Annotated in this window: 17 protein-coding genes; 6 read left to right on the top strand and 11 right to left on the bottom strand. The window is 62.7% G+C overall.

Translation table 11 applies throughout. The annotated features are described in order from the left end of the window. Positions 1–51: 51 nt before the first annotated feature. Complete coding sequence (locus tag NKH49_RS01425; protein WP_502907835.1) at positions 52–1134, bottom strand: D-alanine--D-alanine ligase family protein; 1083 nt, start codon at positions 1132–1134, stop codon at positions 52–54. A 467-nt stretch (positions 1135–1601) separates the two neighbouring features. Here NKH49_RS01425 and NKH49_RS01420 point away from each other — a divergent pair, with 467 nt between their 5' ends. The 4 genes from NKH49_RS01420 to NKH49_RS01405 all read left to right on the top strand — a co-directional run bounded on the left by NKH49_RS01420 (position 1602) and on the right by NKH49_RS01405 (position 7412). Continuing rightward, positions 1602–2573 carry an ABC transporter substrate-binding protein gene (locus NKH49_RS01420; RefSeq protein ID WP_352473408.1) on the top strand — a complete coding sequence of 324 codons (972 nt, stop codon included), beginning with the start codon at positions 1602–1604 and terminating at the stop codon, positions 2571–2573. A 74-nt stretch (positions 2574–2647) separates the two neighbouring features. Then, the gene (locus NKH49_RS01415; protein ID WP_352473409.1) at positions 2648–3727 is read left to right on the top strand and encodes a quaternary amine ABC transporter ATP-binding protein; all 1080 of its coding nucleotides are present in this window, start codon (positions 2648–2650) and stop codon (positions 3725–3727) included. Beyond that, the gene (locus tag NKH49_RS01410) at positions 3724–5706 is read left to right on the top strand and encodes an ABC transporter permease (protein ID WP_352612316.1); all 1983 of its coding nucleotides are present in this window, start codon (positions 3724–3726) and stop codon (positions 5704–5706) included. The genes NKH49_RS01415 and NKH49_RS01410 overlap by 4 nt, the downstream gene beginning before the upstream one ends. A 158-nt stretch (positions 5707–5864) precedes the next feature. Then, positions 5865–7412, top strand: coding sequence for an autotransporter outer membrane beta-barrel domain-containing protein (locus NKH49_RS01405; protein WP_352612314.1), 1548 nt, complete (start codon positions 5865–5867; stop codon positions 7410–7412). A 123-nt stretch (positions 7413–7535) separates the two neighbouring features. On the opposite strand, the gene NKH49_RS01400 is transcribed toward NKH49_RS01405, so the two are convergent. The 5 genes from NKH49_RS01400 to NKH49_RS01380 all read right to left on the bottom strand — a co-directional run bounded on the left by NKH49_RS01400 (position 7536) and on the right by NKH49_RS01380 (position 12330). Then, the gene (locus NKH49_RS01400) at positions 7536–8717 is read right to left on the bottom strand and encodes a M20 aminoacylase family protein (protein WP_352455185.1); all 1182 of its coding nucleotides are present in this window, start codon (positions 8715–8717) and stop codon (positions 7536–7538) included. A gap of 46 nt (positions 8718–8763) precedes the next feature. Beyond that, positions 8764–9537, bottom strand: coding sequence for an amino acid ABC transporter ATP-binding protein (locus NKH49_RS01395; RefSeq protein ID WP_023674014.1), 774 nt, complete (start codon positions 9535–9537; stop codon positions 8764–8766). Beyond that, the gene (locus NKH49_RS01390; protein ID WP_352612313.1) at positions 9524–10444 is read right to left on the bottom strand and encodes an amino acid ABC transporter permease; all 921 of its coding nucleotides are present in this window, start codon (positions 10442–10444) and stop codon (positions 9524–9526) included. The genes NKH49_RS01395 and NKH49_RS01390 overlap by 14 nt, the downstream gene beginning before the upstream one ends. An 8-nt stretch (positions 10445–10452) precedes the next feature. Continuing rightward, positions 10453–11283, bottom strand: coding sequence for an ABC transporter substrate-binding protein (locus tag NKH49_RS01385; RefSeq protein ID WP_502898545.1), 831 nt, complete (start codon positions 11281–11283; stop codon positions 10453–10455). A gap of 72 nt (positions 11284–11355) precedes the next feature. Beyond that, the gene (locus NKH49_RS01380) at positions 11356–12330 is read right to left on the bottom strand and encodes a substrate-binding domain-containing protein (protein ID WP_352612311.1); all 975 of its coding nucleotides are present in this window, start codon (positions 12328–12330) and stop codon (positions 11356–11358) included. Between the two features lie 109 nt (positions 12331–12439). Here NKH49_RS01380 and NKH49_RS01375 point away from each other — a divergent pair, with 109 nt between their 5' ends. Further along, positions 12440–13777 (top strand): aminotransferase-like domain-containing protein, encoded by a 1338-nt coding sequence (locus NKH49_RS01375; protein ID WP_352612309.1) that lies wholly within the window; start codon positions 12440–12442, stop codon positions 13775–13777. Positions 13778–13802: 25 nt separating this feature from the next. Here NKH49_RS01375 and NKH49_RS01370 read toward each other — a convergent pair whose 3' ends face one another. Next, on the bottom strand, positions 13803–15161 hold the full coding sequence (locus NKH49_RS01370) for a trimethylamine monooxygenase (RefSeq protein ID WP_352473418.1): 1359 nt from the start codon (positions 15159–15161) through the stop codon (positions 13803–13805). A gap of 259 nt (positions 15162–15420) precedes the next feature. Here NKH49_RS01370 and NKH49_RS01365 point away from each other — a divergent pair, with 259 nt between their 5' ends. After that, positions 15421–16143: a helix-turn-helix domain-containing protein gene (locus NKH49_RS01365; protein WP_352502037.1), complete on the top strand. Its 723-nt coding sequence runs from the start codon at positions 15421–15423 to the stop codon at positions 16141–16143. A gap of 235 nt (positions 16144–16378) precedes the next feature. Here NKH49_RS01365 and NKH49_RS01360 read toward each other — a convergent pair whose 3' ends face one another. Genes NKH49_RS01360 through NKH49_RS01345 form a run of 4 tightly spaced genes read right to left on the bottom strand, consistent with a single transcriptional unit; the run spans position 16379 to position 20135 of the window. Next, positions 16379–17419: a heme-dependent oxidative N-demethylase family protein gene (locus NKH49_RS01360; RefSeq protein WP_352472314.1), complete on the bottom strand. Its 1041-nt coding sequence runs from the start codon at positions 17417–17419 to the stop codon at positions 16379–16381. Between the two features lie 9 nt (positions 17420–17428). Beyond that, complete coding sequence (locus NKH49_RS01355; protein ID WP_352612306.1) at positions 17429–18394, bottom strand: PDR/VanB family oxidoreductase; 966 nt, start codon at positions 18392–18394, stop codon at positions 17429–17431. After that, entirely contained in the window at positions 18391–18987 is a 597-nt protein-coding gene (locus NKH49_RS01350) for a dimethylamine monooxygenase subunit DmmA family protein (protein ID WP_352612304.1), read from the bottom strand. The genes NKH49_RS01355 and NKH49_RS01350 overlap by 4 nt, the downstream gene beginning before the upstream one ends. 14 nt (positions 18988–19001) lie before the next feature. Further along, on the bottom strand, positions 19002–20135 hold the full coding sequence (locus NKH49_RS01345) for an aminomethyl transferase family protein (RefSeq protein WP_352612302.1): 1134 nt from the start codon (positions 20133–20135) through the stop codon (positions 19002–19004). Positions 20136–20221 lie beyond the last annotated feature (86 nt).

Here is a 20221-nt window from a genome sequence, read left to right as displayed (position 1 = left end):
GACGCACGCCAACGCACCATCCGCTGGGATATGAAAGCCCCGTCGCTGCGTTCAGGCTGCTCGGGCGGCCCGAGCCAATCCATGCTCCACGAGCCGGTCGATGATTTCGGAATAGCTGACGCCGCTCGCCGCCATTGCCTTGGAATACATGCTGATATCGGTGAAGCCGGGGATGGTGTTGATTTCATTGACCAGGAATTGCATGTCCGGCGTCAGGAAAAAGTCGACGCGGGCCATCCCGTCACAGCCGACGGCTCTGAAAGCCCTTGCGGCCACGGCCCGCATGGCTGCCTCGACCTCCGGCGGCAGTTCGGCCGGCACTGTTAGCGCCGCGCCGTTCTCGTCGGTGTATTTGGCATCGTAGCTATAGAAATCGTGGCTTTCAGCCGGCACGATCTCGCCCGGCCGCGAGACGAACAGGTCGCCTGCCGGATACTCCAGCACGCTACACTCGATCTCGCGCCCACGAACGAATTCCTCGGCCAACAGCTTGCAATCGTGCCGGAAGGCTTCAGCAAGCGCTCCATCGAATTCCTGGCTGGCATGGACTTTTCCGACGCCGACAGACGATCCCTGACGCGCCGGTTTGATGAAGAACGGCAGGCCGAGCTCGCCTTCCAGTGTGGCGAGGGCGGGCGCCGCACCTTCATGGATCGTCACTGAGCGCGCGATTGGCAGCCCCGCCGCTTCCAGGAGCCGTTTGGCGATGTCCTTGTCCAGCGCGGTTGCCGAACCCAGGATGCCGCAGCCGGCGAGCGGCACCCGAGCCACCTCGGCCACCCCCTGTACCGAGCCGTCTTCGCCATGAGGGCCGTGCAGTACGGGAAACAGGATGTCGATCTTCGGCAGGTCATAGGGCGTGCCGTCGGCCGGGATCGCCATCATCCGTCCGTGCCCGCCCGGAACCAGGCAAACTTCCAAACCGCCCGCAGGCTTTGCGAGCGTACCATCCTGGAAGCTGCTCAGCAGCCACTGTCCTTCGCGCGTGACGAAGATTGGGACGGCATCGTATTTGGCGGGCAGCAGCGCACGCATGACATTGGTTGCTGAAAGCGCCGAAACGTCATGCTCGGCGGAACGTCCGCCAAAGAGCACGGCGATGCGCAGTCTGTTCAAGGAAGAGGTCTGCTGCATTGTATCGGTACCCTATCTTGCGGCTCGCATACGGGATGATCGGCAACCTTGGCTTTTTTCGAACCGATCTGCGGGTCCATGTAAAAAGACGGGCCGTGAAATTGGCACCGGCGTTATTCGTTGCGCGACATGACCGTTGGTATATATAATTTCATCTCATGAAAGTGGCTCTGGGCGAGTTGCGGAGCCAACAGCCGAGATCATGGGACTTTGATGGTTTGCCCCTCAAGACCGGCGATCGATCCGTGGATGACTGCTTTGGCAGCAATCCTTCGGCAGTCATGACGCGGCCGGTCCCGCCACATCTTCACCAATTTGGGCACCACCCCGTTTGCGCCGGCATCCGCTTCGGCAGCATTGTGGCGCCTACGGCCTTGCGCAACGACCAGCTTTTCCAACACAATCAAAAAAAGACGCAAGAAGGGAACTAACGATAATTTCCACCAGAGCTTGACAGGAGAACAAGCATGTCACTTCGGAGCATGATTTCGAATTTCTCAATGGGAGCCTTAACACTTGCCGCAGCCGCACTGACATCTTCGGCCTATGCGGCGGCGCCGGAATCCAACGACCCGATCAAGATCGCGCTGTTCGATTGGACCAGCGTCAATCTGAACGCCAAGATCCTCGGCGGCATCCTCGAAAAGCTCGGCTATACCGTCGAGTATCCGACCGCCGACTATCTCTCCAGCCTGACCACCGGCCTGACCAATGGCGACATCGATGTCGGCCTGGAATTCTGGGACACGACGGCCGGCGAGGCGATGAAGGCCTCGGACGCGACGGGCCAGACCGAACGCCTCGGCAAGCTCGGACCAAAGGCCAAGGAAGAATGGTGGTTTCCCGAATATATGAAAGAGAAATGCCCCGGCCTGCCGAACTGGGAAGCGCTGAAAGACCCGAAATGCGCCGAGGCCTTCTCGACGGCCGAAACCGCGCCGAAGGGGCGTTATCTCGGCGGACCCGTGACATGGGAAGGTTTTGACGACGAACGCGTCGAGGCGCTGAAACTGCCCTTCACCGTCATCCATGCCGGCACCGACGCGGCGATGTTCGCCGAACTGGACTCGGCCTATCAGCGCAAGGCGCCGATCATGCTGTGGATCTATTCGCCGCATTGGGCGCCGGCCAAATACAAGGGCGAATGGGTCGAATTCCCCGACTATACGACCGAGTGCTACACCGACCCGAAATGGGGTGTGAACCCCGACGCGAAATATGACTGCGGCAAGCCGCACGGCGAGATCTGGAAATATTCCTGGGCCGGCATGAAGGACAAATGGCCGGTCGCCTACAAGGTCGCGAAAAACTACACGGTCGATACCGACGAGCTCAACAAGATGAGCGGCGAGATCGATCTCGAAGGCAAGACGCCGGAAGACGTCGCCGCCGCCTGGATCGCCGCCCACGAAGCCGACTGGAAAGCCTGGGCCGAGTGACCGTCTGACTGGAAACGCGACGACCCGGCCAGTCAGGGCCGGGTCTCGATCCCCTATTCCAGAAGGACGATTGCATGAGCGATACGATTGAACAGGCGGTGAAAGCAACGGGCAAGGATGCCCGCCCGATAAAGCTTGGCTGTCGCAATGTCTGGAAGCTGTTCGGGGCGGACGCGGCCAATTTCATCCGCCGGCGCGACGGCAAGGCCAGCCTGGCGGACATCGCCGCGGCCGGACTGGTTGGCGCGGTGCGCGCCGTCGATCTCGAAATCCGCCAGGGCGAGATCTTCATCATCATGGGACTTTCGGGGTCAGGCAAGTCGACGCTGGTGCGCTGCATGTCACGGCTGATCGAGCCGACCCACGGCAAGGTCGAGTTTGAAGGCAAGGACCTGCTCAAGATTTCCGATGCCGCGCTGATCGAGCTGCGACGCCATCGCATGGGCATGGTGTTCCAGAATTTTGCCTTGCTGCCGCATCTCAACGTACTGGAGAACATCGCCTTTCCCTTGGGCATCCAGGGGCAGGACCGGCCGACGCGCGAGAAGCGGGCCCGTGAAGTCATCGAGCTGGTTGGCTTGCGCGGCCGCGAGCATTTCTATCCGCGCGAGCTTTCCGGCGGACAGCAGCAGCGTGTCGGCATCGCCCGCAGCCTCGCCACGAAGCCGGAAATCTGGTTCCTCGACGAGCCGTTCTCGGCTCTCGATCCGCTGATCCGCCGTGAGATGCAGGACGAGCTGATGCGGCTGCAGACCATGCTGCACAAGACCATCGTCTTCATCACCCATGATTTCGACGAGGCCATCCGGCTGGCCGACCGGATCGCCATCATGAAGGACGGCGAGGTCATCCAGATCGGCACGCCGGAAGAGCTGGTGGTCAACCCGGCGACCGACTATGTCGCCGAATTCACCCGCGATGTCGATCGCGCCAAGGTGATCTCGGCGCGCCGCCTGATGCGCGCCTGCGACGGCGCCGAGTACGGCGGCACGGTCGCGCCGGATGCCAAGATATCAAGTTTTTCGGCAGATATCGTCTCTGCCGGCAAGCCCTTCGCGGTGGTCAACGGCACCGGCAAGCCGATCGGCGAAGTCACGCCGCAGGCGGTGATCGATCTTCTCGCCGGCATCGAGCGTCGTGGGGCCGGCGGATGACCGTCACGGCAAGCGCCAGCGCAGCGAGGCCCCGGCCGGTTCAAACCTGGCTGGCGATCTGGGCCTGTGCGCTCGCCGCCGTGCTTATTGTCTTCCTGCTGCAGGAAAGCCTGCCTTGGGCGGTCAATTACCCGGCCGGCGCGATCGTTCCTGTCGCTGACTGGGTCGGTGCGCTGATGAACTGGGTGAAGTCGAACTTCTCCTGGCTGACCCGCTCGATCACCGCGGTGCTTGGCGTGCCGCTCGATTTCGCGCTCGGTCTTCTGGCCAAGAATTTCAAGATCGGCCATGGTGCGGATATGATCGTCTTGCCGCGCCTGTCCTGGGTCGGCGTGTGCGCTGCCGCCTACCTTGCCGGACGCGCCGCCGGCGGCTGGAAGCTGGGTGCGCTGGCCGGCGGCTGTTTTCTCTACATCGCGCTGTTCGGGCAGTGGACCAGCGCCATGCTGACGCTGGGCTTGATCTCGATCGCCGTGCCGTTTTGCATTGTCACCGGGCTGTTCGCCGGCATCTGGGCATGGCGCAAGCCTTGGGCGGAGAGGTTGTTGATCTCCCCTGCCCTCGATCTGATGCAGACGATCCCGACCTTCGCCTATCTGATCCCGATGCTGCTTCTGTTCGGCAACAGCCCGGTCTCGGCAATGATCGCGACGGCAATTTTCGCGACGCCGCCAATGGTGCGGGCGACGATGCTCGGCCTGTCGCGGGTGCCGTCGGAGATCGACGATTTCAGCGAGATGGCCGGCTGCACGGCACGGCAGAAGCTGTGGCGGGTGCTGTTGCCGTCGGCGCGGCCGACATTGATGGTCGGCGTCAACCAGGTCATCATGCTGGCGCTCAATATGGTGATCATCGCCTCGATGATCGGTGCCGGTGGGCTCGGCTATGACGTGCTTTTGGCGTTGCGCGCGCTCAAGGTCGGCGAGGCGATGGAAGCTGGCCTCGCGATCGTCGCACTGGCAATTGCACTCGACCGGCTGAGCCAGGCGATCGCGCACAATCACGCCAAGGGCAATGTCCGCCACCAGGCCAGCACCAGTTTCTGGCGGCGCTATCCCAATCTGACGCTGGCCGTTGCCATCCTCGCCGTCGCCACGCTGCTCGGCCTGTTCGTGCCGGCGTTCGCCACGGTGCCGAAGGCGATCACCTTCACCACCGCGCCTTTGTGGAAGGCGGCGGTGAACTGGATCACCATCAACTTCTTCGACACGATCGAAGCGTTCCGCGTGGCGCTTATCCTCAACGTGCTGAACCCGGTGCGCGCCTTCTGCGAGGGCTTTCCGTGGCTGGGCGCGGTGTGTCTCCTCGGCCTTGCCGGCTACCAGCTCGGCGGCTTGCGCCTCGCCGCCCTGGTCGCGGCTTTGACAGCGTTCTGCGCCGTCACCGGACTTTGGGAAAAGACCATGGCGACGGTCTATTTGTGCGGCATCTCCGCCTTTATCGCCTGCCTGATCGGCATCCCGATCGGGCTGATGGCATCGCGCAGCGACCGCTTCGAAAAGACCGTCACGCCGGTCATCGACACGCTGCAGGTGCTGCCGTCGTTCTGCTTCATCATTCCGGTGGTGATGCTGTTCAGGGTCGGCGACGTCACCGCGATGATCGCCACCGTCGCGTTCGCCGTGGTGCCGGCGATCCGCTACACCAATCACGGGATCCGGCAGGTGCCGCCGGCGCTGATCGAGGCGGCGAAGGTTTCGGGCTGCACCAGGCGCCAGACCTTCTTTCGCGTGCAGCTGCCGCTGGCGTTGCCCGAGATCATGCTCGGCGTCAACCAGACCATCCTGATGGCGCTGGCGATGATCATCATCTGCGCCATGGTCGGCACGCGCGATCTCGGCCAGGAGGTGTTCATCGCCCTGTCCAAGGCCGATTCCGGTCGCGGCATCGTCGCCGGCCTAGCCATCGCCTTCATCGGCATCGTCGCAGACCGGCTGTTCAACGCCTGGACGGCGAAGGCTCGGGCAAGGCTGGGATAGTCCGGAATAGGACGGCCTCAGGAAGCTGCCGCCAAGCGCGCCGTTAACGAGGCACCGATCCCTACGTCTAAAGACATAGCCATTCGGGATTATTGCTCGTTTTTGCCTCACATCGTACGGCTGTTATGGGACGGGCAGGCTCAACAGGAGAGCGGATAATGTCTACACGCGTTCCCTTTACTACCGGTGATCTAGCAGATCATCAGTGGGGTATCGATGACGCCTTCACAGGCGATCCGAATACGAATATCTTGACCGGCGACGCTGGCGGCAGCCTGCTCGATTTCTCAAGAGGCGGCAACGACACTTTTACGGAAACCGCACCGTCGACTTACACCTTCTACGGCGACGCGGCTCGGAGCTTGTTCAATTTTGCTCGGGGCGGTGACGACACCTTCACGGTGTCGAGCTCCTCCACCACCACTGCTTACGGTGACGCGGGCGACGATATGTCGGACCACAGCAAGGGCGGCAACGACACTTTCACGGGCGCCGCGCAAGCCAGCAACATTTTCTTCGGCGACGCCGGCGGCAACATGATCGGCCATGCTCAGGGCGGCGACGACCGTTTCACGGCCTTTCCCAACTCCTTCAACACTTTCTACGGTGACGCCGGCGTCGATATGTCCGACCACAGCAAGGGTGGCAATGACACCTTCGAGGGCACCAGCGTGGCCGTCAACATTTTCTTTGGCGACGCCGGGAACAACATGTCTGGCCATGCTCAAGGTGGCGACGACCGTTTCACGGCCAGGAGCGACTCCAGCAACGCTTTCTACGGGGACACCAGCGGCGATATGTCGGACTACAGCAAGGGCGGCAACGACACTTTCAATGGCGCTAGTGACGCCAACACTATTTTCTACGGTGATGCCGGTCGCAGCATGTCTGGCCATGCTCAGGGTGGCGACGACCATTACACAGACTTTGGTGGCACGATTCAGACCAAAACCTTCTTTGGCGACGCGAGCCTACATATGTCCGACTTTGCTAAGGGCGGCGACGACACCTTCACGAGCGTGGGTGGGTTCGTGATAAGTTTCTATGGTGACGCGGCCGGCATCATGTCCGACTCTGCTAGCGGGGGCGATGACGTGGCCGTGCTGCAAGGCACCCATAATTTCGCCTATGGCGACGCTGGCGCGATGGCCGGCAATGCTGTGGGCGGCAATGATATCCTAACCGGCGGCAATAAGAGCTCTGGTCCTGATGTTCAAAGCGAGTTGTATGGCGACACATTCGCTATGTCCGGGTCCGCCGCGGGCGGCAACGATATTCTTACCGGTGGCCTCAACAGCGGAAGCGGCCAGGTCCGTAATTTCCTGTGCGGCGACGCTCTGCAGATGTCCGGTTCGGCCAGGGGCGGAAACGATACCCTGTACGCCGGGACCGCGGCACCCGGCTGCACCGTCATCAACGACATGTGGGGTGACGGGCAACTGAGCGAACTGGCTCAGGGCGGCAGAGATCAATTCATATTCAAGGACGATGGTTCAATGACGGTCGGAACCCAAAACACCATCTACGATTTCAGCCAGACCCAAGACGACACCATTGTATTTAGTGGCGTGGAGGGCGTGCAATCGTTCGATGATCTCACAATTGCGCAAAGTGGAACCGACATCATCATTACCGCAGGAGTCGATCAAGTTACTCTCGCAAACTTTACAAGCCCGCTGACGACGAGTGACTTTTTGTTTGTCTGAAAGCGAAGCTCTTATCGCATTCGAAGAGGGGGAATGCGTGAGAATTCGTTGAGCATCGTCGCGCGGCCGGTCGCCCCAATAATGCTCGACCGGCCGATCGACAATCCCAGCCGCAGTCATGGATCAGGCGGCCAGGAATCTCTCGGTCAAACGAGCCCAGAGCGCTGCGCCGACGGTCAGATTGCCGTCGTTGAAATCATATTTCGAGCTGTGCAGGATGGCTGAATCCTCGCCGTTTCCGAGGCGCAGAAAGCAACCGGGTTTGTGTTCGAGGAAATAAGAAAAGTCTTCGCTGCCGGGGATCAACGGGCAGACGGACACCTTGTCCTGACCGACGAGTTCGACAGCGATGTCTGTCGCAAAGGACGTCTCGCGCTCGGAATTGACCACCACCGGGTAGCCGCGCTCGTAATCGATCTCGACCGTTGCGCCATGCGCCTGCGCCACAAGTGCTGCGATATTGCGAATACGCTGCTCGAGCGTGTCGCGGATCTCGGCCGAGAAGGAGCGGACGCTCAACGTGATTTCGGCGTGTTCCGGAATGACGTTGGAGGCCGTGCCTCCGTGAATCGTGCCGACGGTGACGACAGCGGTCTCGATCGGGTTGACGTTGCGCGACACAACCGTCTGCAGGGTCATGACGATGTTGGCGGCAGCGACGATCGGGTCGACCGTCAGGTGCGGACGCGAAGCGTGGCCGCCACGCCCGGCGATCCTGATGGTGACGGTATCGCTCGCCGCCATCAGCGGCCCGGCGCGCATCAGGAACGAACCCGTCGGCGCGCCCGGGTGGTTGTGCAGCCCGAATATCGCATCGCAGGGAAAGCGCTCGAACAGGCCGTCGGCGATCATCGCCTGCGCCCCGCTTCCCTTGCCGGCTTCCTCGGCCGGCTGGAAGATGAGGTTCACCGTGCCGTTGAAATGCCGTGTGCGCGCCAGGTATTCGGCGGCGCCGAGCAGCATCGTAGTGTGGCCGTCATGACCGCAGGCGTGCATCTTGCCGCTGGCCTGGCTGGCATAAGGGAGATTGGTAGCTTCGGTGATCGGCAGGGCGTCCATGTCGGCACGGATGGCGATGCTGCGGCCGCTGCCCTGGCGCAGGCGACCGACGACGCCGAGCCCGCCGACATTTCGCGTCACCTCATAGCCCCAGCTTTCGAGCCGTTCGGCAACGTATGCAGCCGTTTCGTGCTCCTGGAATGAAAGCTCGGGATGCGCGTGCAGGTGCTGGCGGGCCGCTGCAAGCTCGGCGGCCTTGTCGGCGAAGTCGGAAATGTCGGCGAACTGGTTGGAGGTCTTTGGCATGGGAGGTCCTTTGCCGGCCGAGCAGGTGCCGCGCCGGCTTTGCTTTTTAGATGAAACGGCTTAAGAAAGCCCGCGTGCGCGGGTGCCTGGGTTTAGCGAGAACCTCGTCCGGAGGCCCGGCCTCGATCACATTACCGTCGTCCATGAACACCACCCGATCCGCCGCTTCGCGGGCGAAGCCGATCTCATGCGTGACCACGATCATGGTCAAGCCCTGCCTGGCGAGATCGCGCATGGTGGCGAGCACCTCGCCGACCAGCTCCGGATCGAGCGCCGAGGTCGGCTCGTCGAAGAGCATCAATTTCGGGCGGATGGCGAGCGCACGGGCGATGGCGACGCGCTGCTGCTGGCCGCCTGAAAGCTGGCGCGGATAGGCGTCGATCTTGTCGGCAAGACCGACACGGGTCAGCAGTTCGCGGGCGTAGCCGATCGCCTCCTTGCGGTTCTCTCGGTGAACGCCGACCGGAGCCTCGATGACGTTCTGCAGGGTCGTCATGTGCGGATAGAGATTGAACTGCTGGAACACCATGCCGATCTTGCGCCGCTGCGCGGCGATCGCGCGGTCGGAAAGTTTGTCGAGGCGGCCGTCGTGCAACCGGTAACCGATCTGCTCGCCGTCCACCTCGATCGACCCCTGGTCGATCGCCTCGAGATGATTGATGCATCGCAGGAAGGTCGACTTTCCGGAGCCGGACGGTCCGAGAATGACCACCACCTCGCCAGGCGCGACGTCCAGATCAATGCCCTTCAGCACCTCGAGCGGGCCGAAGGCCTTGTGAACGTTGCGCGCCCGGACCAGGGGCGTGTCATGCGCGCTCATTGGCGGCCTCCAGGGTGGCGGTCGCCGTCTTCTCGCGCGCACCGCGATCGCCGCGGCTGTAGTGGCGTTCGATCGCGCCTTGCGCGACATTGAGGACCGAGGTGATCAGCAGGTACCACAGCACTGCAACCATCAGCAGCGGAATGATTTCGAAGGTGCGGTTGTAGATCGACTGCACCGAGTAGAGCAGGTCGGCCATGGCGATGACGCTGACAAGCGACGTTGCCTTGATCATGCTGATCAGCTGATTGCCGGTCGGCGGCACGATCGACCGCATCGCCTGCGGGATGATGATGCGCCGCAAGGCCCGCGCGCGGGTCATGCCGAAGGCTTCAGCCGTTTCGGCCTGTCCCTTGTCCACCGACAGCAGCCCGCCACGGATGATCTCGGCCATGTAGGCGGCCTCGTTCAGCGCCAGACCAAGAACGGCGGCGGTCAACGGCGTGATCAGGTCGTTGGTGTTCCAACTGGCGAAGCCGATGGAAATGCGCGGAAACAGCGTCGAAAGGTTGTACCACAGGATCAATTGCACCAGCAGCGGCGTTCCCCGGAAGAACCAGATGAACAGGCCGGAGAGAAGGGATGCCAGCCTGTCGCTCGACATGCGCGCGATGGCGAGCAGCAGGCCGAGCACGATGCCCAGGATCATTGCCACGACCGTCAGGCCGAGCGTCACCGAAAGCCCCTGCATGACCGTCGGATCGAAGAAATACTGGGCGACCACCGGCCAGCCGAAATTCGGGTTGACTGCAACGATATAGGCGAAGCCGGCTGCCACGGCGACGGTGAACGCCCAGAGCGCCAGCCGGGCGAGCGGAAACGGCCGGTGGGCTCGTTTGACGTCGCGCAGCGCGTCGTCGGGACGTCGCGGCAGCCCGGCCGCGTAGGCAGCGGTGGCATCGGTCATGGCAGCCTCTACTGGCCCTGGTTGATGCCTGGCGCATCGATCATGTTCTTCTCGAGGCCCCACTTCTTCATGACCGCGGCGTAGGTGCCGTTCTTCATCAGGATCTTGAACGCGTCGAGCAGCACGCCGCCCAGCGGCGAGCCCTTCTTGACGACGGCGCCTTGATAGATGTCCTTGAAGCCGTTGGCCTGGCCGACCCCGGCGAGTTCCAGCTGGCCCTTCGCCTGCTCGACGAAATAGGTCAGCGGCGCCTGCGAGGAGAAGAATGCGTCGGAGCGTTTCGACCGGACGGCCAGTATCGAGCTCGGCTGGTCGGTGAAGGATTGCACCTCGACGGCCGGCTTGTCGCCCTCGGTGCATTTCTGCGCCTGCTGCTTGATGACCTTCTCGGCCGAGCCACCCGACATGACGGCGATGCGCTTGCCGCACGCGGTGTCGAGCGAGGTGATGCCTTGCGGGTTGCCCTTCTCGACGGCGAAGACGACGTATTCACGCACCCAATCGATGAAGTCGTTGGATTTCTGGCGATCGGGATAGTCGCCGACAGGACCCATCGCGAACTGATAACGGCCGGCATTGATGCCGCTCAGCAAAGCCGGCAGGCCGGCGACCGAGGCATGATCGATCTCGACGCCGAGCAGCTGGCCGATGGCGTCGGAAATGTCCCTGGTCGCCCCCGACAGTTCGGTGCCGGTGACGATCTCATAGGGCGGGAACGAGCCGTTGTTGACGGCTGTGATCTTTCCCGCCGTTCGGATCTCTTCCGGCAGCCGGGCCCGCAAATCCTCGTTCACCGATTGCTTCTGGATATCCTGGGCAAAGCTGGCCTGCGCCAGCATGGTGACGAGCGAGGCGAATATGAAGCTGATTGTCCGCATGGCATTCTCCTTCGTGTTCTTCGTTGTGCGTTGTCAGGCCGCGGTGGCCCGCGATCTGGCCTCGAAAGGAAACAAGGCTTCGGCGGAAATCGGTTCCGCCAGGATGCCCTGGGCATGGAGCTCGGTGACGAAATCCTCGATCATGCGCCGGTTGGCCGGCAGGCCGCTGGCGTTCCAGGAGGCAGGCAGGTCGCGCCCCGCATGAAGCAGCTCCTCGAGGATCCAGGGCGAGGTATCGGCATATTTTCGGCGCTTTGCCGTCCAGACGCGCTGGCTTTCGTTGATCAGCCTGGCGAGTTCCTGCGGCAGCCAGGGGTGCTCCCTGGCCACTGCCGCCTTGACGGCGACCAGATGCATGCCCGGGACATAACCGACGTCGGCGAAATAGGCGCGTTCGGCCGCGCGAAAATCGCGCAGCACTTGCCGGAAGCCGGAAACCGGGCCGAAAAAGCCGTCCGGCATGAAGGGCGTGAAAACGGCGTCGAGCTCGCCTTGCGACAGCAGCTCCATCATCGGGCGCTCGCCTGGTGCTGCTTCGATGCGCCCCGGCCTGCCGAATCCGTCGAGGCGGTCGGCGATCGGGTGCTCCGATGTCAGCCTGCCGGCGAACCAATAGGCATCCTCGACGCCGACGCCTTCCCGGCGAAGCGCCGCGCGCGTCCATGTGTTGCCGGAATCGCGCCAGCCGGTCACGCCGATGCGTTTGCCGGCAAGGTCGGAAAGCCGTTCCAACGGGCTGGCCTCGACCGTTATGATGCAGCGATGGCGAAAGCCGCGCATGATGAAGCACGGTATTCCAACCACCGTATCCCTGCCGGAAGCCATGGCCGACACATAACGGCTGAACGAGACCTCCGCCGCATCGTAGTTCGGATCGGTGCCGAGATCCGGAATGAGCGTGGCGACGCGGTCAACCTTCACCGACAAGCGGCTCGAAGTGACGTCACCCAGCACCAAAGGGGTGAGATAGTCCCAATCGCGGGTGGCTATAGTGATGGAGACGGGCATCGGCATGAACTTCAAAGCTATGTTTGACCGGCGATTGGTAAATGTTTATTTTTGGCCGATCAAATGTTATTATGTTATTGAACATTAGCTTTAATGGTCGCGGGTGCCGATGGATTTCGATGCAGGATGGTTCGCCGATCGCCTTGGCGACCGCACGATGCGCGGCATCGCGCGCGAGACCAGTGCGCTGATCAGAAGCGGCGCGCTGCCTGTCGGCGCAAAGCTTCCGCCGGTGCGCGATCTGGCCTATGTGCTTGGCGTCAGCCCGGCGACGGTCTCGCAGGCGTGGAGCGAGTTGCGGCGCTACAAGATCATCGGCGGCCGCGGACGCAACGGCACCTGGATCATGGGCAACCGCTTTGCCGCCCGGCCCGAGCGCCACATGAGCGGCGGCAATTACGGACAGGATGTTCTGAACCTGGCGATCGCGGAGCCCGATGTGAGGCTCTTGCCGCCGCTCGACATCGCGCTGGCGCATGGTGCGCGCGCCGAAAAGCTCAACAGCTACGAGCGGGTGCGCATCCTGCCCGAGCTGGAGGCGGCAGTGCGCCCGTCATGGCCGTACGATCCCGGCGCGTTCCTGGCCACCAATGGCGGTTACAACGCCATCTACACCTTGCTGCATGCGCTGGTCCCGCCGGGAGCGCCGGTGGCCATCGAGAACCCGACGGCGCTTCGCCTGCTCGACATCCTCGAGGATCTCGATGTGCCGATCATCCCGGTAGACTGCGACAGCGACGGTCCCTTGCCGGATGCACTTGCCAACGCTCTGCGGCAGCGGCCCGTCGCGTTCCTGTTCCAGCCGCGCGTCCATTCGGTGACCGGCGCCTGCATGTCGTCGGCGCGGCTGGAAGTCATCGGCGACCTGCTCGCCGGCACCGACGTGCTGATTGTCGAAGATGACGGCGTCGGCGATATTGCCTCGGCGCCGCGCATTTCGCTTGGCCGGCGTTTTCCCGATCGCGTCGTCCATATCCTGTCCTATTCCAAGACCCACGGCCCGGATTTGCGGCTCGCCGTGCTGTCCGGATCGGCGACGATCGTCGAGCAGATCCAGTCCTACCGCAGCTTCAGCTCGGGATGGACCAGCCGCATCCTGCAGGCGGCCACCGCCTGGCTGCTGCAAGACCCGGCCACGGCCGCCCTGGTGGAGCAGGCGAAGGAGGTATACCGCGGCCGTCGCGAACGGCTCGCCGGCGAACTGGCCAAACGCAATGTCGATATCGACGCCGGACACGGTCTCAGCGTCCTCATTCCGGTTGCTTCGGAACCTTACGCGATGGTCACGCTGGCCGCCCACGGCATCGCGGTCCATGCCGGGGCGAAGTTTTCGACCGGAAAAACGAACGCTGTCCGCGTCGCGACCAGCATTCTGGACGAGGAGCACCTCGAGCACGTCGCAAATTCCCTGGCGCTGGCGGCCGACCCGGCGCGGGAAGTTGTCTGAGGCAAGTCAATCGCCGTTCGGACTGCTACTCCGCCGCCACGCCCTTCATCTCGAGATAGCTTTCCATCGAATCGTCCATCGCCTGCAGCCAGGGCGTATGATGCAGCGGCGCCATCGTGCCGGTCATCAGCGAGCGGTAGGCATGGTCGCGGAAGCCCATAATGTCTTGCGCCTTGTGGTGCTCCCACTCCATGAAGGTCTGATTGACAGCCTCGACATCGAAGCCGGGATAGTCGGTCTGCTCCATCAGCTCCCTGGTGTAGTCGCCCTGGAACCAGATCATCTGCTCGGCGTCTTCAAGCGTTTCCTCGCGTGCCCGCCATTTCCGGCCGTGCTCGGCCATGGCTTCGGCCGAGGGCAGATTGATGCGGCCCATGATGACGTCGCGGGCGAACCAGGCCTGCGCGTCGAACATGTTGAAGGTGTAGAACTGGTCCTGCATGCCGATATAGGACAGCTTCGGGTTTTTCTCCCAGACGACGCCCTCGTAGAGCCCGTCCGGCCACATGCGGTTGGCGGTCTTCAGCTTCAAATCCTCGGTGAGGAACGGGAAGGAATGGAGGTAGCCGGTGCACAGGATGATGGCGTCGACGTCTTTGGTGCTGCCGTCCTTGAAATGCGCCGTCTTGCCGACGACCTTCTGCAGAAGCGGCACTTCCTTCCAGTTCTCCGGCCATTTGAAGCCCATCGGCTTCGAGCGGTAGCTGGAGGTGATCGATCTGGCGCCGTATTTGTAGCATTGCGAGCCGATGTCCTCGGCTGAATAGGAGCGGCCGATTATCAAAATGTCCTTGCCCTTGAATTCCATGGCGTCGCGGAAATCGTGGCTGTGCAGGATACGGCCGTTGAAGGTCGAAAAGCCCTCGAAATAGGGAACGTTGGGCACGGAGAAATGGCCCGAGGCGACGACGACATGGTCGAACTCTTCCGAGTAGGTGACGTCGCTGGTGCGGTCATGCGCGGTGACGGTGAATTTTTTTGTCGTTTCGGAGAAGGTGACCATGCGCACCGGGCTGTTGAAGCGCACCCATTGGCGCACGCCGGATTTTTCGACGCGGCCCTTGATGTAGTCCCACAGCACGGCGCGCGGCGGATAGGAGCCGATCGGCCGGCCGAAATGCTCCTCGAAGGTGTAGTCGGCGAATTCGAGGCATTCCTTCGGGCCGTTCGACCAGAGGTAACGGTACATCGAGCCGTGCACCGGGTCGCCGTGCTCGTCGAGGCCGGTGCGCCAGGTGTAGTTCCACAGGCCGCCCCAGTCGGACTGCTTTTCGAAGCAGACGATCTCGGGAATGTCGGCGCCCTTGTCGGCAGCCGACTTGAAGGCCCTGAGCTGAGCCATGCCGGACGGCCCGGCTCCGATGACGGCAACACGATCTTTCATTGCGGGCCTCCCGATCTCATTTCCCTAACGAAACAAATTTCACTGACAGGACAGTAATTGCCCCTTCGATGCTGTCAACAGGGCTTGTCGCGAAACCGCGTTTCGCCCAGCTGGATTTCCAAGCGACGCAGTAGCTCGGGCGAAATCCAGACATTGCGCAATTCGACACGGGTGGCTTGCCGTGGCAGTTGCGCTTCTGTATCGGCACCGAATATGTTCACCGTGAGTGAAATGAATCGGCAAGGTCCGGGGTGGCAACATGGCGAAAAAAGCATCCAGTCTAAAGCCCGCTGCGGCCGTCGTCGCCGCCAAGGCCAAGCCGTCGGTCGCTGCAGTCGATCCGCGCAAGATACGCGCGCCGCTCACCCAGAACCCGCACGCCATTCGCGACACCCGCGAAAAAGTCCTGGAGGTCGCGATCGGCCGCGAGGTGCGGGCCTTCCGCAAGAAGCTCGGTATCACCGTCGCCGATCTGGCTGCCGCCACCGACATTTCGCTTGGCATGCTGTCGAAGATCGAGAACGGCATCACCTCGCCATCGCTGACCACGTTGCAGGCGCTGTCGCGGGCGCTCGGCGTTCCCGTCACCGCCTTCTTCCGCCGCTTCGAGGAAGAGCGCAGTGCCGTCTTCGTCAAGGCCGGCGAAGGCCTCGACGTCGAACGCCGCGGCACGCGCGCCGGCCACCAGTACAATCTGCTCGGCCATATCGGCTCCAACACCAGCGGCGTCGTCGTCGAACCCTATCTGATCACGCTGACCGAGGATTCCGACGTGTTCCCGACCTTCCAGCATGAAGGCATGGAATTCCTCTATATGCTCGAGGGCGAGGTGGTTTACCGGCACGGCAGCAATCTCTACCCGATGAGGCCTGGCGACAGCCTGTTCTTCGACGCCGATGCGCCGCACGGACCGGAAGTGCTGAGCGTCCTGCCGATGCGGTATTTGTCGATCATCTGTTATCCGCAGAGCAGCGCGGGGTGAGCCGGAGATGAGGGCGCGCAAGCAATCCTGGATCGCTGCACTCCACGGCCACGGTAACGGCATGGATCCTAGGGTCTCTGCTACGTTGAACTGCAGGGCAAGCTCGTCCTCGATTGGTCGCAAGGGGGCTAAAGGCCGGCGCTCTACGGCGCCCCCCTCTGCCCTGCCGGGCATCTCCCCCTCTTGGGGGGAGATTGGCAGCTTGACGGGCAGCGCGAACCTCGCAAACAGAACCTCAATCCGGCCCGAACCCCGGCGATGTCGCACTGCCGTCATCCAGCTTCGACAGCCATTCGACCAGCGTCGCGCGGTAGCGCGTCAGGCCTTTGTAGTTGGCGAGTTCGTCGGGAAGGTCGCGGATGACGCGGTGCAGGCGCCTTGCCCATTTCGGCTGCGTCACCAGCTCGTCCATCTTGATCAGGTAGCAGCGGATCGGGAAGACGATCGCATTCGAGCGCGGCAGCCGCCAGAAGCTCTGCAGCTCGACGCGCAGATGGACCTTGTCGCCGACGTTTTTGGGCGTCACCGTGGTCCGGTCCGGACCCCATTTGTGATAATTTTCCGGGCTGGTATCGAGGCGAGGATTGATTGTCATCGTCCAGTTCAGCCGGCGCGCCGGCTTGCCCTGCTGGATGTTGGTGAGGAATTTTAGCGCCCGGACGAAGATGCCCTTCTCATGCGCCAGCGGCACCGGCGCGTGCCATTCGAAGAAGTTCATGCCGATGTCGAAATCGAGCGACCAGTCGGCCTGGGTGGTGACCATGCCGGCATCCATCCACAGATTGCCGTCGCGCTGGTCGAGAATGCAGAAATCGCCCTGGCTTTGGCGGGTGATGTATTCCATCGGCCCATAGGGCAGCGTCGAGACGTCGCCGAAGGTGAAGCTGTCGTCGATGCCGAGCGGTCGGTTGATCCAGCGCCAGCGGTCGCCATGGCGCGTCAGCGTGAAATGCTCGGGATAGCCCAGCGCCTGCTGCTCCATCAAAAGCTCGAGCAGATCCCAGCCGGCCAGCGTCATGTGCGGCAGCGACTGGCAGCGCAGCGGATCCTCGGCCAGCACCAAAGCGCGGTCCTGCATCTCGGCGACATAGTGCTCGTCGACGTCGATCAAATTCTCCAGCACGCTGCCCTTCGGCCCGGCGACATGCGGCTCGATGTTGACGGCATACATGTAGCTGTCTTCGTGGAACGGGAACGGGAACCGCCTGATGTGCTCGGGGCTGTTCCTGAAGGTGAAGTCGTCGCGGAACGTTTCCTTGCGAAAGGTGATGCCCAAGCTCGCCTCCTATCTTTCCAGCACCAGCGACCGGCCCTCGAAGCGCGAGACGCAGGGCATGATCTTGCAGCCCGAACGGTGGTCTTCCTCGCTCAGCCAGTGGTCGTTGTGGATGAATTTGCCGTCATGCGAAATGACGTTGGTCTCGCACTGGCCGCAGACGCCGCCGCGGCAGAGATAGGGCGGATCGACCCCGGCCGCCTCGATCGCCTCGAGCAGGCTCTGCTGCTCGTCGACACGGATGATCTTGCCGCTGAGCGCCAGCGTCACGTCGAAGGGCGCGCCGGGCTGCGGTGCCGCGAAATGCTCGAAATGCACGGTCTCGGCAGGCCAGCCGAGGGCGGCGGCACGCTCGCGCACCCAGCCGATCATGCCCGACGGGCCGCAGACATAGAGATGCGTGCCGAGCGGCTGCGACGACAACAGCCGGTCGAGATCGACGCGCTCGTCGCGGTCGTCGTGATAGAGCCTGACCCGGCGATCGTAGCGCTCCCTGAGCAGGTCGGCATAGGTGCCGAGCGAGGCGGTGCGGCAGGTGTAATGCAACTCGAAATTGCCGCCTTCCGCCGCCAGCTGCGCGGTCTGCGCCATGAACGGGGTGATGCCGATGCCGCCGGCCAGCATCAGATGCTTCCTGGCGCGCAGATCGAGCGAGAACAGGTTGACGGGATAGCTGACCACCATCTCCGTGCCCGGCCTGACCTGCCTGTGCATGAACAGCGAGCCGCCGCGGCCGACGTCGTCGCGGCGAACCGAGATGGTGTATTCGCGGGTATCGAGCGGCGAGCCCATCAGCGAATAGGGATTGAGCCTGGTGCGTTCGCCATCGCGCATCTCGACGACGACATGGGCGCCGCCGGAAAAGGTCGGCAAGAGCTCGCCGTCGCGCCTGCGGAAGTGAAAGCGCGTCACCAACTCGTTGACCGGAACGACATCGCTGACGATGACGTCGAGCTTGGTGGTGCCGGTGCTCATCGAAAGATCTCCTCCGTCGGAGGAATTTCGCTGCGGTCCTCGGCGTTGATGCAGACGCCCTGGAAGGCGGCGAGGCGTCGTGAATAGTGGTCGCGCACCAGAAGCAAGAGGCCGCAATGCGAACAGGCTGCCGGCTGCGTCGTCACGTTCTCGGTGATGCCCTTGCAATGGACGCATTGCATGCGGCGCGCCAGCGAGCCGCGATGCTCGGTCTGGACCGAGGTGTGGTCGATGCCGGCTTCGAGCGCCGCCTGCATGGCCTGGCCGATCAGCCCCTCGGTGCCGGCAAGGTAGAGCCTGAGGCCCATATGGGCGTTGGCCAGCGTCTGCTTCAGCCGCGGCAGGGCGCTGGCAAAGGAATGGCCGAGGTAGAACTGTGCCGGCTTCAGGGCTTCGAGCGCATCGGCATATTTACCATCGCGTCCGGCAATGAAGATGATGTGGGCGCCACCGAAGAAATCCGCCGGTGCCTTGGCGGCCAGATCGGCAATCGCCAGCGCTCCCTCTGCATCCGCTATGAAAAGATGATGCTTGCCGGGCTGCGGAGACAGGGTCCCATAGACCGGGCGGCTGATGATGCTTTTCGCTGCCATACCCGCAGTATGCCTCAGCCTTTCGCCGTGCGCTTGGTCTTCTTCGGATCATCGAAAGGAAGCGGCTCGGCGGTTGCGCTGATGGTGCCGCTCTTGTTGCGGATCTCGAGCCTGGTGCCCTGCACCGCGCAGTCGACGTCGAGCCGGGCAATGCCCATCGATTTTTTGACCAGCGGCGAATACATGGCGCAGGTCACCACGCCGACCTTTTTGCCGTCGCGATAGACCGGTGCGCCCTCGTCGGCCGGCTCCTTGCCTTCGAGCAGCACGCCGAAGATCTTGAAGCGCTCCTTGCCCTTGAGGCGGTAGTGCTCCTCGGCACCGCGAAAGCCCGTCTTGCCGGGGCTGACGGTGAAGTCGAGACCAAGCTCCCACAGTGTGTCGCCGGGGCCTTCGTTCTCAAACGGGTATTTCTGCGAATTGTCGTAGGGGTAGAACAGCAGGTAGCTCTCGACGCGCAGCATGTCGAGCGTGGTGAAGCGGCACGGGACGATGCCGGCACTCTTGCCCTCGTCGAGGATCCTGTCCCAGATCGTTCCGGCGTCCTGGCCACGGCAGAAGATCTCGTAGCCGCGCTCGCCGGTGTAGCCGGTGCGCGAGATCATCACCGGAAAGCCGAACAACTGGGTCTGCATGTGGTGGAAATAATTGAGGTCGCGAATGCCGGGCACATGCTTTGCCAGATAATCGACGGCGGTCGGGCCTTGCAGCGAAAGATCGTGCAGATTGTCGTCGAAGCGCAGCGACACGTCGCGACCGACGGAAGCGCGCTGCAACTCTTCATGGCCGGTGCCCGAGCCATGCACGACCATCCAGGAATTCGGGCCGGTGCGGTAGAGGATGCAGTCGTCGGTGAACTTGCCGGCCTCGTTGAGCATGCAGGCATAGGCCGACTTGCCGGGATAGATCTTTTCGACGTCGCGCGTCGTCGCCAGATCGATCAGGTGCGAGGCGTGCGGCCCGGTGATGTGGACCTTCTTCAAGCCGGACACGTCCATCAGGCCGGCCTTGGTGCGGATGGCGATATACTCTTCGTCCGCGTCCTTGTCGTAGGTCCAGGCGGTGCCCATGCCGCTCCAGTCCTCGAGCTTCGAGCCGAGCGCGCGATGGCGATCCGCAAGCGTCGAAAATCTCCAGGATGCCGTCATCCGCTGTCCTCCGTTCGAAAGAAACTTTTTTGCTTTCCCCTGCTCCCTGCACACAGGCGGGAGCGTTGGCTTGAATATTGATCGCA

Source organism: Mesorhizobium sp. M1088, from assembly GCF_040318575.1.
GTDB lineage: Bacteria > Pseudomonadota > Alphaproteobacteria > Rhizobiales > Rhizobiaceae > Mesorhizobium.
This window is presented reverse-complemented; position numbering and strand designations above follow the sequence as displayed.